Here is a 14,439-nt window from a genome sequence, read left to right on the forward strand (position 1 = left end):
TGACATATTGTCATTCAGTTTTCAATGTTCATCTAAAACGTAATCTATTAAATCATATCATTTTTAATTTCTAAAGTCAATAACTAATTTTGATTACTTTTATTATTTTATATCGTTTTTTAATTTTATGCAACGGTAAATTTTACACCGTATTTACATTTTTTAAAATGTATTAACACTTCTTAAAAACGACTTTTTTATCTTATCAAACATTTCATTTAGTGTCAACAAATTATTTTAATAATTTTATTGTTGTTTTAAGCAATTCTGTTAACTTGCTCACAAAAAAATATTCTATCAGAATTTTTATATTTTGCAATAGAAAAAGCGCTCGAAATGATATTTTTTCGAGCACTTTTACACTAATATTTATTTATTATTTTATTGTTGTAGCAATCACTTTTTGTGCAATTGTTTTATAGATTTTTCCTAATCGATCTTCTTCTTGATAAATAGATGGTGAAAAGTCATTAGGATTCCAAGAAGGTTGTTCAAGAGGTAGTTCTCCTAACAATTGGGTATTTAGCTCGTCCGCAAGTTTACGTCCTCCACCTTTACCAAATACATACTCTTTTTTTCCAGTTTCTTTACTTTCGAAATAACTCATATTTTCAATAACACCTAAAATAGAATGCTCTGTATGCTTAGCCATAGCTCCAGCTCTTGCTGCTACAAATGCTGCTGTTGGATGTGGTGTGGTTACTATTATTTCTTTACTACTTGGTAACATTGAATGAACGTCAAGCGCTACATCACCTGTTCCAGGAGGTAAATCAAGTAATAAGTAATCTAATTCTCCCCATTTAACTTCAACAAAGAAATTCGTCAACATTTTTCCTAACATAGGACCACGCCAAATAACTGGTGCATTTTCTTCAACGAAAAATGCCATTGAAATCACTTTAACACCATGACGTTCTACAGGAATAATCTCTTTTCCTTGAACACCAGGCTTTTCATCTATACCCATCATATCTGGAACACTAAAACCATAAATGTCAGCATCTATGAGTCCTACTCTTTTTCCTTCTCTTGCTAATGCTACTGCTAAGTTTACGGCTATAGTTGATTTCCCTACTCCACCTTTACCAGAAGCAATTGCAATAAACTCCACTGGATTATTCTGTGACAATAATCCCTCAATTGTCTTAGGTTTCTCTTTTTCTTTTCCAGTATATTTTTCCACAACTTCTGCAGGTAGTTCCTCAAAACGAATGCCCACTGTATTTGCGCCATTCTCTTTTAAAGCTTTAACCACAGACATTTGCAAATCAAGCTGTGGTTGCCCCCCTAATTGAGCCATAGCAACTTTAACACTTACATGTTGAATTTCTTCTTTTATTTTTACTTCTACAATTCCTTTTGTTTCTTTTAAAGGTACATTAATAATTGGATCTTTTAAGTCTCCCACTATTTTTTCAACTTGTTCTACCGTTAACAACTCATTATCCCCCTTAAGTTTCTTTATATTTATATTTTAACAAATTTACTTACAATCTGTGCTGAATTTATCAAGAATTAATAGCTTATGTTTACTTTTTATCATTCAAGTCTTCGCTATCTGGATAAAAAATCATTTTACATAAATATAGTATTCCAATAATTAATGCAATAACCCAAAATTCAATTTTAATATATACGTAATGAATATGAATAACGAAATAGAATAGGATAGTCGTAATTACATAAGAAATTAAATGAAATAGTGTTCCATTAAAATATGGATTATTAGGTAATTGCTTTCTAAAGTAATCCATTAAATGTTCAATAGCAAATAGCAAAAAGTATCCAAAGACTATATAGCTACCATAGTATACTAAATTACTGAATAAATCCTTATTGTATGTAAAGAATCCTAATTTTAAAAAAATAAGAATTCGACTTAATCCAAATAACCCAAATCCTAAAAGTATTAAAAATATACAACCTGATAGAATAAAAATCATAAGAATAAGAAGAGTCGGAAAGATACCATTAAATTTTTGATTAGAAAATTTCACTTCTCTCTTTCCTCCTCTTTTCAACAATACTTTATAATGACACTTTATCATTTATATATAGTAACTTAAAATTTATTATTTTATACTTTCTTTATTCTCTCTAAATAAAAATATCCATATTACAATTAATACAAGCGCAACAATTGTAATTACAGTTAATATATTATAAAAGTTACCTCCTAATAAACCAAATTGAAGTGCATATAATGACCCCATCAATGTAGATCCTATAGATGATCCTAAATTTTTAGTTAATGCATAAAATGACATCATTTTTTTCATATATTTAGGACTTGTTTCTTCTTGAACAATTACACTGTCTTTAGTATAAACAAAACCAAAACTGAATCCTGCAAGTATCACAGCTCCCGCAATAATAAGAGGAATATGAAGTCCAAATATTAAAATCACATTACTTAAAATTAATGATATGAAAGCTCCGATATATAGTTTTTTTCTTGAAAATTTTGATTCTACTTTAGCTAAGTTAAAGTTTAAAGCTAACCACGCAACAGAAAGTGGAAATATAACTAATCCACTTTGTATTGGAGATAATTTTAAATGATCTTGTAAATAAACAGGTATATATAAGTTATACCCCATTAGACATATTGCTATAAGTAAATCAGTGATAAATACCAGTGAAATTGATTTATTAAATTCATTTATTGGTAAAAAAGGCATATCTATTTTATTTTCATATTTGAATAAAACGAATAATATAACTAATGCTAGTATTAATGCAATAATATTAAAAGTAACACCTGTTTTATTTAATAAACTAAACATGAGAAGTCCAATAAAAATATAAAACAATGATAATCCTTTTACATCAAAGTGTGTATGTTGTACTTCCGCTTCTTCTGGAAAATGAAAAGTAAGAAAAGTTAAAACAATAGCTATCATTGCTATTGGTATGTTGATATAAAACAACCAATGCCATGTTGCCACTTCTAATATTCCGCCACCTAATAACGGTCCAAGAATACTTGAAATTCCCCAGACACTTCCAACGATGCCCATTATTTTGTAACGAAGCGGAATTTCAAATGCTAGTTTTGGTACAATTTGAGTCAAAGACATCATAACTCCTGCGCCAAGTCCCTGTATGGCTCTTGAAACAATTAACATTGTAAACGTTTCACTCATGCCTGACACAAAACTTCCAATACCAAATAATAGTAAGCCGACTACAGCTATATATAGAATCTTAAATCTTGCGAGAAGTTCACCCACAATAGGATTTGCTACTACAAGTGCTATAAAATAAACGGTAAAGACTAGTGGCACTGCTGTACCAGCATTCAAATCTTTACGAATGGTAGGCAATGCTAGTGAAATAATTGAACTTTCAATTGCTGCCATAAACATGGTTAAAACCAAAGTCACTACAATACCTATTGATTTTAATTTCATCTTTGCCCTCCTATGTATTTAAAAAGATCATAATATAGAATATCCTTAATTATATTCATAAACAATTTTAATGTAATGTATTATTAAAAAAGAAAAAAACAGGGTAGAATTCTTTTTGAATTCATAGTCCTGTTTCTAAATAAGCACCTAATAAACTAAATTATTCTCAATGATATCATCTTTTAGCTAGGTCTACATAAAATATACGATGCCTATAAAATGAAAGAGTGATGCGATAACGATAAAAATATGCCATATCATATGAAAATATGGACGGTTTTTTTGTGCATAAAACCATGCTCCAATGGTATAAGAAAGTCCACCTAACACGATAAATAAAATAAATAACCAAGATGTTCTAATAATAATCACAGGTAAAAATATAATGCCAACCCATCCCATAACTAAGTATACGATTAAGCTTAATTTGGGATTTACATGAGTTGAAATTGATTTATATAGAACACCCCATATTGTTGTTCCCCATAATAACAAAAAGACCAGCCATCCTAACCAACCTCCAACAACTGTTAGTAAGACAGGTGTATACGTTCCAGAAATTGCTACATATATCATACTATGGTCAATAATTCTTAATATATACTTATGCGATGTATTATTTTTCATTGAATGATATACAGTAGAGGAAATAAACATCATGAAAATACTAATAACAAAGATCGAAACACTAATAGAACTTAGTGTTCCATACTCATTATAACTATGTACTGCTGCATAAGGCAGTAAAAATAAAGTCATTAGTGCGGCAAAACCATGTGAGGTTGCATTACCAATTTCCTCGCCAAAAGATAGTGGAATAATGTCTTTAAATGATTCAATTACATTATCTTTTGTATGCTGAGATGATTTAGACATCGTATTCCACCATCCTTTAAATGACATTCATTCGTTTTAAATCATCAGTTGCAGTTTCTACACTGTCTTTTCCCTCTTTATTTTTCAAAGGTGAAAATTCTTCTTTTCTTGGAACTTGTAATGTAATAAAGCTATTCGCATATCGGAAAATATCAAAGTAAAATAGTTCAAATTTTAAAGATGTTTTTTCAATTAAACCAAAGTCATCATCCAGTTGTTTCAATTTTTTAATGGCTAAATGATATGGTAAATCATTATTTACCGCTTGATTTATAAACGATAACTTAAATGCGTGAATGCCAATATTTGCATTATCAAATGTATTCGCTACATTTTCATCAAGCTCTGAGTATTCAAGTACAGTATCTTTATTATCTTTACTAACTAATCGTCCAACACTTTCACCCTTTTTAGGTTGAATAGATTTAGATGTGATATCTTTATCATTTACTACTGTAAACCCTACAAATACAGGATCAAGAACCTTTACTAACACATTGTCAATATTATTTAAGAAAATGAACTTTACGCCATCTCTCTCCATTTTATCTAAATAACCATGATACTCTAGCGATTTAAATATCCCCCCATTACCATTAGGTGTTTCCATAATATAGCCTTTTTCATTAAAAATAAGTCTACCATTTTCACTTAGAGCCACAATGTTGTCTTGTTTAAAAAAGTGAATATATTCTGGGTTATAACCAAAATAATCATGGTTTTCAAAATAACGTAATGTTTCCTCATGATTAATATCACTAGTCATAATATACCAATTAATACAATGTCCTGTTTCATTTTTCAGATGCAATAGTTGTCTTGCTTGAAGTTCAAATAAACTTACTCCTTCAATTTCAAAAGAACCTTTAGGTCCTTTATAACCTAAACGTGTGCCTTGACCACCAGCCATAAGAACAACAGCAAATTCTCCATTTCTTATTGCTTCTATTCCTTTATGTTCATAATATTCACGATCTTGCTCAGTAAATGCTTCCTTAATTTTATAATCAACTTCAGAAGCTGCAGTAACATCTGTAATTGTTTTACGATTAACATATAAACTTTGATAAAGTTCTTGAATAAATTCTAAATCTAATGAGTTCACTTTTTCATCTAATTGCTCTTTTTCATTACTACTCATCATTTTCTCATATTCAATTAAATGTTCTTGATTATATTTTTCTAATTTACTTTGATCTAGCATTACTAACTCTCCTTATAGATAGTTCGTGTCATTCAAATATATTTATCATATTAATTATAAATTTGATATTAAGACAAGAAAGATGGTCCATCTTATTCATTGATATCATCCAGACAATGAATGGCTCACATATTTCAAGATTTCATTTATAAACTCTTGAAATATTATGTATATTGCTCCAATACTAAAAGCTGTTGATAAGGATGCATCTAAAAAACCACCAGTTTTGAAAGTAAAAGGAAACTTAATCGCTAAAGGTATTGGATAAAGTAACTTTACCCCTCTAGGTGTCAACATATCTAGTATAACATGAGAAGCCATTGCACCGATAATAGTAACTAAATAATAAGTCGGAGTTTGAATTAAAATAAGTAAAAAACCTATCATACCTAAGAATAACAATGAATGCGTAAATGTTCGATGACCGAAGATAGTACTAATGAGCAAACTAAGAATTTTAAATTGTCTTCCAACCTTACTTCTTGTATGACAAATATCTGGAAGTAAACTTCCTGATATTGCTAAACAAATTACTGTTACAGTAGAAAATAGATCTGTATGATAATGGTCAACTGTTATTGCTCCTACAAGCAAACCAGCAGCTACATGCGTTTTTCCTGTCATTTATCTTCTCCTTTATTAAAAATATATTAACATAAATAGCCTTAAAATACGAACATATTTTCGGTATATAGATATCTTTCTTTAAACGCTTATTTTTCTTATTTATTATAAGTATTTTATTTGATATATCTTTGAATTTGTATATTATTAAAATAAATAAGTAAGGAGGTCTGACTATGTTTGTTGTTACAAATCGTATTACTGTAAAAAAAGGATTTGCTAAAAAAATGGCACCACGTTTCACTAAAGGTGGTAAGATTGAACAACTAGAAGGTTTCAGAAAAATTGAAGTTTGGCAAATTGATAATACTAATGATACTGAAGATATGTATGTTAATACATGGTGGGACAATGAAGAAAACTTCAAAGCTTGGACCCAAAGTGATGCGTTTAAAGAAGCACATAAAAATACTGGAAAATCTTCAACAGAAGATTCACCAGTATTAACAAGTGAAATAGTAAAAGCAAACGTACTATCAACTTTAGAATAGAAAAAAGAAGCAGGAAGGAATTGAAATTGCATTCATCCATCCTTACCCTGCTTCTTTTTTTATAGTAATACATGTGCCATTAAAGCAATAATTGGTAATGTGATTGCAGTTCTGATTAAAAATATCATAAATAATTTTCCGAGACTGACCGGGATTTTAGAACCTAAAATAACACCGCCCACTTCAGATAGATAAATTAATTGAGATATACTTAAAGCACCGATCACAAATCGTGTCAATTCACTGTGTACCGTCGCTATTAAGATAGAAGGTAAAAACATATCTGCAAAACCAATAAGTAAAGTTTCAGACGCTTTTGCAGCTTCAGGAATTTGAAGTAATTGTAATATAGGAATAAATGGTTTTCCTATGATTTCAAATACTGGCGTATAATTTGCTATTATCGTGGCAATAGTCCCTATACTCATCACTACTGGTAAAATAACAAACCACATATCGATCACCGTTTTAATTCCCGTTTTAAAAAATGCTTTAACTCCTGGCGCTTTTAGCCCTACAATTGTAGCTTCATCAAAACCATGAGCTAATGCAGTTTTACCTTCTGGAAGTTTTTCAAGTCGTGTACTTTCAGATACTTCTTTCGTAAAATCATCTGGAATTTGATTTAGTGGCCATATTCTTGGCATGATCATCGCTGCAACTAAGCAAGAAACGATCACTGTTAAATAAAATACAAAAAACTTTTGTTGTAATCCAATAGTTTGAGCAATAACAATAGCAAATGTGATCGATACAACACTAAAAGTTGTAGAAATGACTATTGATTCTCTTTTTGAATAAATACCTTTTTCATATTGACGACTTGTAATAAGCACGCCTACTGTTCCATCTCCTATAAATGAGGCTAAATTATCAACTGCTGATCGTCCTGGTAAAGTAAATAGTGGTCTCATGATCGGTCTAAACAATGGTCCTAAAAATTCTAATAAACCGTATTCCATTAATAAAGGTAAAAATAAGGCAGCAAAAAGGAATACTGCTACTAATGTAGGTAATAAATCATTAAATACTAATCCGCCCGTATCTTCTGAATATATCACTTTACTTCCAAATTTAAAATAAGTCATCCAAGCAAATACAGCTGCAAGAACTCTTAATATCATCCACACTGGGCCAACTTGAAATGCGTTCGCGATAAGGCCACCTGGTTTTACTTTATTCTTTAAAATTGTTGAAAATAAAATAGTCAAAATAGTCGATAATGTAATGATTGTAATAATGAGAATTGACATTGCAGGTCCTAATAAATCTTTTAACCAATTTGCCAAAAATGCCACTGGTAATGTCGTTTGTTTCTCCCCATCTTGTACAATTGGAACGGGTATTAAAAATAAAATAATACCAATGATTGACATCGATATAAATTTTATTCTTCCTTTTATTTTCTCTTGTTTGTTATAATCCTCCAATATTCACCCTTCTTTCCATTTATATAGGTCATTGTTTTTATTCATTCATTTTGTATTTTCATCGAAATTAACACCTATTAGTTATATAAATATAACTTTATTTGTATTTTTATAAACAATATGTACTTTACTATATCTTATTTTCAAATAACTTGCAATATACAAAAGTTTAAAATTTCATAAAAAATGTGAGATAGCATTCACTGTGAATACGATCTCACTTTTTTAATATTTAAATTCTTCTAAGTAACAATAAAAAGTATGGAACACCAACAATGGCAATAACTACGCCTACTGGTATATCAAGTGGCGGATGAATACCTCTTGCTAAGCCATCACTAAATAAAATAAGGATTGCTCCAATTAAACCAGACATCATCACTACGTGAACATGACGATATCCGACGATTCTTCGAGCTATTTGTGGCGCAATTAATCCAAGAAAACTGATTCCTCCAACTATTGAAATAGATGCTCCTGCTAACATTACTGATAAAATCAACAATATCATTTTAATATGTTTTATTCGTGTACCTAATGCTATCGCTATTGAATCTCCTAGGTTTAAGATATCAAGTTGATGACTTAAAGCAATGACGATTGGAATCGTAATGATAAACCAAGGTAACATTGAATATACATTTTCTATCGTATGACCATAGAGACTACCTGTTAACCATATAAGCGCATTATTTGCATCCATAGGATTTCGTATTAGTAAAAATTGTACTATTGCTGTACATATAGCACCAATTGCTAAGCCAATTAATGCCAACGTAGACCCTTTAATATTAAATTGAGATATTAAAAATGATAAAATTAAACTGATTATTAATGCACCAACAAATGAACCCATAGGTAAAATAATTAAAGGAGCATTAGGAAAAACCATAATAATAATTATCGCTGCTAAACTTGCTCCTTTAGTAATTCCAATAACATCTGGAGAAGCGAGAGGATTTTTTACTACCCCTTGTATGATTGTTCCTGAAATAGCTAAACTACTTCCTACTATTAATCCTAAAAGTGTTCTAGGTATACGATATTCATTTAGAATAAAATCATCTTGTATAAATAAACTATTTATTACTTTAATAGGATTATACATTGTTTCGCCGACGCATAAGCTAATAAATATACTTATTATTAATATAGTAACGACAAGTGCATAACGAATAGCTAATGAATGGTGTGTCATATTCGTTTCACTCCCCTTAAAGTAATAAATAAGAAATAAAATGCTCCTATAAATGAAGTAACAATTCCAACTGGTGATTCATAGGGATATGTAATTAAACGACTCAATGTATCAGATATTAACAATAAATTTGCGCCAACTATGAATGTTAAAGGAATCAAAATGAAGTAATTATGCGGTGCATAACGTTTTACTATATGTGGCACGATTAATCCTATAAATCCAATAGGTCCTACAATAGAGACAGAAGTTCCAGCAAATATAATAACAAGTAATCCGATAATGATTCTTATCATTTCAGTTCTTTGACCTAAACTTTTGGCTAGTGTCTCACCTAATTCCATTATTGTAAGTTGTCTTGCGAATGCAATTAGTATGATAAATCCCATAAGAATCCAAGGAAAAATGATCACTACATCTTTCCATTTCATTCCATTTAAAGAGCCAACTAACCAAAACATAACCGTAGAATTAGAATCTTCATTAAGTAAAATAATACCTTGTGTAAGACTACTAAAAAACAAATGGACTGCCATTCCTGCTAAAGCTAATTTCACTGGTGTTATTTTTTTCGCAGAACCAGATAATAAATACACAGTTAACCCACCAGTAAATGCCCCAATAAACGCTAAATAGATTGCATAGTTTCCCATAGTAGGCATTAATACTGTCACTAATACGATAATAAATGAAGCACCTGCATTTACCCCAAATATTTGTGGAGATGCTAATGGATTTCTAGTTATAGATTGCATAAGTAAACCAGCTAGAGCTAATGCACCACCCACAAGTATGGCAATAATCATCCTTGGCATTCTAACATTTTGAATGATAAACGTCTGCTTGTTTTCAATTGAAGTAAAAAAGTAATGATAAATATCTTTAGTTTGAATATTTGAAGTTCCAGTCGCTAAATTAAGATAAGCAAAAATAAAAAGAAGGCAAACACTCACTGAAAAGGTGAGTGTCATACGCTTCTTGATTGACATTTTATTAGTAGAAAGACGATTACTTTTTTGTATAGCCATTGTCAATCCATCCTATTTATTTCTGTCTTTTTTTGAAATTTCTACGATTTCTTTAGCCATTTCTTCTGAAGAGATTAAACCACGTGCGCGGGCCCATGTATCACGATCAACCACATCTATTTTATGATTTTTAACTGCATCAAGTTTGTTCCAAATAGGATCTTTTTTCAATTCTTGATAAGAAGATTCATTAGAACTTGCACCATTTGTCATAATAAACATGCGTTCTGGATTGATTTCAGATAATGTTTCTGAATTGAGTTGTAAATAAGGTCCTTGTAAATATTTACTTAATCCTTTCGTCACATCTTTATTTAATGCTTCTTTAAAACCTAATTCACCTAATAACTGTCCCACATAAGATTCGCTTGGATGCGCTAGTAATCCAGACTTAGAAGCTACAGCTGGAAGTACCTTTTCATTTTTATCAAATTGAATCTCTTGTTTATATTGAACTATTTTTTTCTTATGTTCGTCTAAACGTTTGTCACCTTGTTTCTCTTTATTGAGAGATTTAGCTATAACTTTAAACGCTTCGATATTTTCATTATAGTCGCCGTCAAAGCTTTTTAATTCTATTGTTGGAGCAATTTTACTTAATTCCTTATAAATTCCTTTATGTCGATTACTGTCGGCAATAATTAAATCAGGTTTTAATTTACTTATTTCTTCTAAATTTGGTTGTTTACGCGTACCAACAGATGTATAATTACCAATTTTATCTCTTAAGGGTTTAATCATTCTATTCTTTTTATTATCATCTGCTATTCCTACAGGCTTAACATTCAAAGCTGCTAATGCATCAACAAATGAGAATTCTAAAGCTACTATTCTCTTAGCACCTTTTGATACCTTAGTTGTACCTAAATCATGCTTAATTTCAATAGTATCTTTAGAAGATGATGTGTGATTAGATGATTTTGAACCATTGTTACTTACCTTTCCACATGCAGTTATTAATATTAAAGTCAATAATATTGAAATGATTCCAAAAATTGTTGTTCTTTTCATGATGACACTCCTTAATATGTATTGATGTATATTCTTATTTTATTGATACCGATTATCATTGTCAATAAAAAAATAAAAAATAGAAATTGACACAGAATTCATTTTGAATTCGTTGTCTCATCCCGAAAACGTTGACAGCTAACGCATAAAAAAATCTGAGACACTATTGTTGTCTCAGATTCTATATAATGAATTATATACTGTTGGTATGTTTTGATTGATTCAAATTGTTAATACGTTGAGAAATAGCAAGTTCTTCACTATAATACTTTTCCATTCTCTGATGATACATTAGTTGTGATAGCGCTTCGTATTCTAATGAAAATAGTATGCAATCTCCTACTTTGTAGTTAATTTCTTCTTTTAAATCTATCATTAAATGATCACTTGAAGCACCCATAATTTCTATTCGATGATTGAGTGGTTTTATTTTTTCAATCACAGTATCAATATATCCCACATCTACAATAGCTTGTAAGTAACTTTCTTTTGTCTTTATATACCTAGGTTTAATTTCAATAATTTCCGCTTCAAGTAATATTGCATTTTGAAATAACTCAGGTATATTTTCATTAGTAGTTGTATCCACACCACGAAATAATGTTTCTCCTATTCTCAACTCATTAATACAGCCTAAATCATATTGTTTTAACAATGGAAGCATACTTGAGTTACCTCCAGAAATAACTTCAAATGATACCCCTGTCTTGTATTGTACATGGTGAACAAATTGATTTATTTTGTCGATATCATTTAATGTTGGAGCTTTAGATTTAAAACACATGAAATTAAATGCAAGACCTATAAGTTTTATATTATTCATTCGTTTTATTTCATTAATATATTCAACTATATGACAAGGTAATACACCTTCACGTTGATCTTTCCAATCAACCATCAATATAACTTGATGTTTATGATTCATTTCAGTTGCAATATGATTTAACTGTCGTATTGTTACCATCTCTGTTTGAATACTTATGTAACTCTTTTTAATTAAATCTTCATACTGACGCTTTAAAGGAGATCTCAAAAGTAAAAATTGACAATCTTTTGTAAATTGCTGAGGTATATTTTCTAGTCGAGATTCTGCAAAGTAGTTAAATCCTACTTTCATTAATCGTTTAATGATATGTTCATCTCCAGCAATACTTTTTATCACAGGTATAATAGCTATATTTTTGCTATCAAACAATATTTTTAATACATGTGCATTATATTCAATCTTCGATAAATTGATTACAATACGAGACACTTAATTCACCTCTCTTTTTATTGGATTGTCTAAGCTAATATTCAGATATTTTTTCACTTTATTTTTCATTCTCATTTTCAACAATGCTTTTACTGTAATTGTAGGTCCAAATAAAATTTTTCTTAATGTATCTGCATGAGGCTTAGTATCATTAATTGCTACTTCTATTTCTTCTTGAATTATATTAAACAGTTCTTCTTCTTTTATAAATTCATACTTTTTAAAATGAAAAATTAATTCTGCCAGTTGATTTTGAACGACTGCATGTTGAAATTTCATAATGACTTCTTCAATTGAATCTGCAAGTAAACTTTTATTTTCCACTTCTATATGTTTTAATTTTTGACTTAGGATTTCAATATCTATTCGAGAGCCACCGAGATCTCGCACTATAAATTGTATTTGATACTTTGGTCCTAAATGCACTAATGTATTTTGCATATGTGCTTCTAAAGCTATACCGTAATCTTGTATTAAACCTAATAAAGGTGTCACTAGCTGACGAGTATAATGTCGCATAAACTGATGTATGGTACGTTGATTTATGTCATCATTAATCCATTTAAGGTAACTATCCACTGTGATTTCATTATCTACTACATTTTTATTTACTAATGCACCTGTAACTAATAAAATATCATCATCCTTTGTAAAAGGTTTTTCGCGAATAATACAAGCAAGTTGTCTAGCATCGTCACTGTCTGTTTTAGCAAATAAACCGTAAGGCTCAAGTGCAACATTTAATTGTGTATACTGATTTAATTCACGATGTAATGCTTGACTTAATTTGGGTCCATCAATTGTTGTTTCTGGAGATACTGTCCTAACTGCACTAGTAGCTTGAACATTTACTGGTAATTTCACATGATAAGGATGATTGATTAGCGACATTGTTCTAAAAGAAGATGTTGCTTTAGATGGAACATGAAATGGAGTAGCTATCAAAATATGATCTTGTAGCCACTCCTTAAATCTATTACGAATCGTATGTTCATATTGCCATGGGTGAACTAAAATGACTTTATAGTCTTTAAGCAAACGTTCTCTATCATTCATAAATGTATGTAATTCGTCAAGATATTCAGGAATAACCTCATTTAAAATGAACTGAGAATGATCAAGAATGGTTGTAACAGTTACATAATCATTATGTATTAGCATTACTTTCAAATTAATAATCTTTTCAAATTCTGGTGAATAGGTTCTCACTTCTTCCATTGATAAAGGTAATTTTGTTTTAGTAAGTGGATGTGTAGGATGACCTTCAAATATTAAGCTTTCAGAATATAGTCCGTCATCTATATCCTTATCTTTTTTCAACTTTTCTAGCCAAACAAAAAAATTCAAATGTTCTGACGCATTTATATATGTATCATGTCTTTGAAGATACTCACGACGTGTATCGAATGCTTTATATACTTCAATGAAACTATCTCTGCTATGAATAAGTTCACTTTTTAAATGGAATGGGATATCAATATGAAAATCTGTTACTAGTATGTCTAATAGTTTTTCTAGACTATCCACCGGTTCTTTATGTTGATGATTCATATATATTATCGGCCCATCAAATTCATATCGAGATAATGCACTTTCGTATTTAAAATGAACATTTAGAAGCACTTGTTCAAACTCAATCGTTATATAATGATTTTCTTTGAAAATGGTAGTTGAATGAGTCCATATATTTTCCTTTATTAGAGCATTTATTACTCTATATTGCATATTTCTATCTGCATGCTTCCACTCGTTTAACATTTTTAAATCCTCCGCCTTATCATTCGTTTTCATAATTAAGTTTAACTAGTTTAATCATTATAAATTTAATTAAGGTTACTAGCAATGTCATGAACTCAGAATTTATTAAAATATTGTGTCTTAAATTTAAACTATCTTTTAACAAGGT

Annotated in this window: 13 protein-coding genes; 1 reads left to right on the plus strand and 12 read right to left on the minus strand. The window is 29.8% G+C overall.

Annotated features, from left to right (window positions below):
- Positions 1–376 precede the first annotated feature (376 nt).
- From HMPREF3046_RS01715 to HMPREF3046_RS01740, 6 genes are all read right to left on the minus strand, one after another.
- A complete protein-coding gene (locus HMPREF3046_RS01715; RefSeq protein WP_049334532.1) occupies positions 377–1,441 on the minus strand; it encodes an Mrp/NBP35 family ATP-binding protein in 1,065 nt (354 codons plus the stop codon).
- 91 nt (positions 1,442–1,532) lie between these two features.
- Positions 1,533–1,946: a SepA family multidrug efflux transporter gene (locus HMPREF3046_RS01720; protein ID WP_070716212.1), complete on the minus strand. Its 414-nt coding sequence runs from the start codon at positions 1,944–1,946 to the stop codon at positions 1,533–1,535.
- A 129-nt stretch (positions 1,947–2,075) separates the two neighbouring features.
- Entirely contained in the window at positions 2,076–3,416 is a 1,341-nt protein-coding gene (gene sdrM / locus HMPREF3046_RS01725; RefSeq protein ID WP_070715926.1) for a multidrug efflux MFS transporter SdrM, read from the minus strand.
- A gap of 192 nt (positions 3,417–3,608) precedes the next feature.
- Positions 3,609–4,292, minus strand: a complete 684-nt coding sequence (locus tag HMPREF3046_RS01730; RefSeq protein ID WP_070715929.1) for a PAQR family membrane homeostasis protein TrhA — start codon at positions 4,290–4,292, stop codon at positions 3,609–3,611.
- Between the two features lie 16 nt (positions 4,293–4,308).
- Positions 4,309–5,496 (minus strand): UTP--glucose-1-phosphate uridylyltransferase, encoded by a 1,188-nt coding sequence (locus HMPREF3046_RS01735; protein ID WP_070715931.1) that lies wholly within the window; start codon positions 5,494–5,496, stop codon positions 4,309–4,311.
- Positions 5,497–5,601: 105 nt separating this feature from the next.
- A complete protein-coding gene (locus tag HMPREF3046_RS01740) occupies positions 5,602–6,120 on the minus strand; it encodes a metal-dependent hydrolase (protein WP_070715934.1) in 519 nt (172 codons plus the stop codon).
- Between the two features lie 176 nt (positions 6,121–6,296).
- On the opposite strand from HMPREF3046_RS01740, the gene HMPREF3046_RS01745 reads away from it, so the two are divergent.
- Positions 6,297–6,611 carry a heme oxygenase gene (locus HMPREF3046_RS01745; protein ID WP_070715936.1) on the plus strand — a complete coding sequence of 105 codons (315 nt, stop codon included), beginning with the start codon at positions 6,297–6,299 and terminating at the stop codon, positions 6,609–6,611.
- A gap of 59 nt (positions 6,612–6,670) precedes the next feature.
- Here the strand turns inward: HMPREF3046_RS01745 and HMPREF3046_RS01750 are convergent, their stop codons facing one another.
- From HMPREF3046_RS01750 to HMPREF3046_RS01775, 6 genes are all read right to left on the minus strand, one after another.
- Entirely contained in the window at positions 6,671–7,987 is a 1,317-nt protein-coding gene (locus HMPREF3046_RS01750) for a YjiH family protein (RefSeq protein WP_070715938.1), read from the minus strand.
- Between the two features lie 286 nt (positions 7,988–8,273).
- Entirely contained in the window at positions 8,274–9,239 is a 966-nt protein-coding gene (locus HMPREF3046_RS01755; protein ID WP_070715940.1) for a FecCD family ABC transporter permease, read from the minus strand.
- The gene (locus HMPREF3046_RS01760; protein ID WP_070715941.1) at positions 9,236–10,267 is read right to left on the minus strand and encodes a FecCD family ABC transporter permease; all 1,032 of its coding nucleotides are present in this window, start codon (positions 10,265–10,267) and stop codon (positions 9,236–9,238) included. The genes HMPREF3046_RS01755 and HMPREF3046_RS01760 overlap by 4 nt, the downstream gene beginning before the upstream one ends.
- A gap of 12 nt (positions 10,268–10,279) precedes the next feature.
- On the minus strand, positions 10,280–11,278 hold the full coding sequence (locus HMPREF3046_RS01765) for an ABC transporter substrate-binding protein (RefSeq protein WP_049417823.1): 999 nt from the start codon (positions 11,276–11,278) through the stop codon (positions 10,280–10,282).
- 193 nt (positions 11,279–11,471) lie between these two features.
- The gene (locus tag HMPREF3046_RS01770) at positions 11,472–12,533 is read right to left on the minus strand and encodes an alanine racemase (protein WP_070715942.1); all 1,062 of its coding nucleotides are present in this window, start codon (positions 12,531–12,533) and stop codon (positions 11,472–11,474) included.
- Positions 12,534–14,291, minus strand: coding sequence for an IucA/IucC family protein (locus HMPREF3046_RS01775; protein ID WP_070715944.1), 1,758 nt, complete (start codon positions 14,289–14,291; stop codon positions 12,534–12,536). It abuts the gene before it with no gap.
- Positions 14,292–14,439: the final 148 nt, after the last annotated feature.

Origin of the sequence: Staphylococcus sp. HMSC070D05 (genome assembly GCF_001815595.1) — a bacterium.
In the GTDB taxonomy this organism is placed as follows: domain Bacteria; phylum Bacillota; class Bacilli; order Staphylococcales; family Staphylococcaceae; genus Staphylococcus; species Staphylococcus hominis.

Bases quoted from the DNA above. Each gene is read 5' to 3' on its own strand.
- HMPREF3046_RS01765 (WP_049417823.1), bottom strand. From the start codon at position 11,278: ATGAAAAGAACAACAATTTTTGGAATCATTTCAATATTATTGACTTTA.
- HMPREF3046_RS01730 (WP_070715929.1), bottom strand. From the start codon at position 4,292: ATGTCTAAATCATCTCAGCATACAAAAGATAATGTAATTGAATCATTT.
- HMPREF3046_RS01740 (WP_070715934.1), bottom strand. From the start codon at position 6,120: ATGACAGGAAAAACGCATGTAGCTGCTGGTTTGCTTGTAGGAGCAATA.
- HMPREF3046_RS01750 (WP_070715938.1), bottom strand. From the start codon at position 7,987: ATGTCAATCATTGGTATTATTTTATTTTTAATACCCGTTCCAATTGTA.
- HMPREF3046_RS01720 (WP_070716212.1), bottom strand. From the start codon at position 1,946: ATGATTTTTATTCTATCAGGTTGTATATTTTTAATACTTTTAGGATTT.
- HMPREF3046_RS01745 (WP_070715936.1), top strand. From the start codon at position 6,297: ATGTTTGTTGTTACAAATCGTATTACTGTAAAAAAAGGATTTGCTAAA.
- sdrM (WP_070715926.1), bottom strand. From the start codon at position 3,416: ATGAAATTAAAATCAATAGGTATTGTAGTGACTTTGGTTTTAACCATG.
- HMPREF3046_RS01755 (WP_070715940.1), bottom strand. From the start codon at position 9,239: ATGACACACCATTCATTAGCTATTCGTTATGCACTTGTCGTTACTATA.
- HMPREF3046_RS01775 (WP_070715944.1), bottom strand. From the start codon at position 14,291: ATGTTAAACGAGTGGAAGCATGCAGATAGAAATATGCAATATAGAGTA.
- HMPREF3046_RS01760 (WP_070715941.1), bottom strand. From the start codon at position 10,267: ATGGCTATACAAAAAAGTAATCGTCTTTCTACTAATAAAATGTCAATC.
- HMPREF3046_RS01735 (WP_070715931.1), bottom strand. From the start codon at position 5,496: ATGCTAGATCAAAGTAAATTAGAAAAATATAATCAAGAACATTTAATT.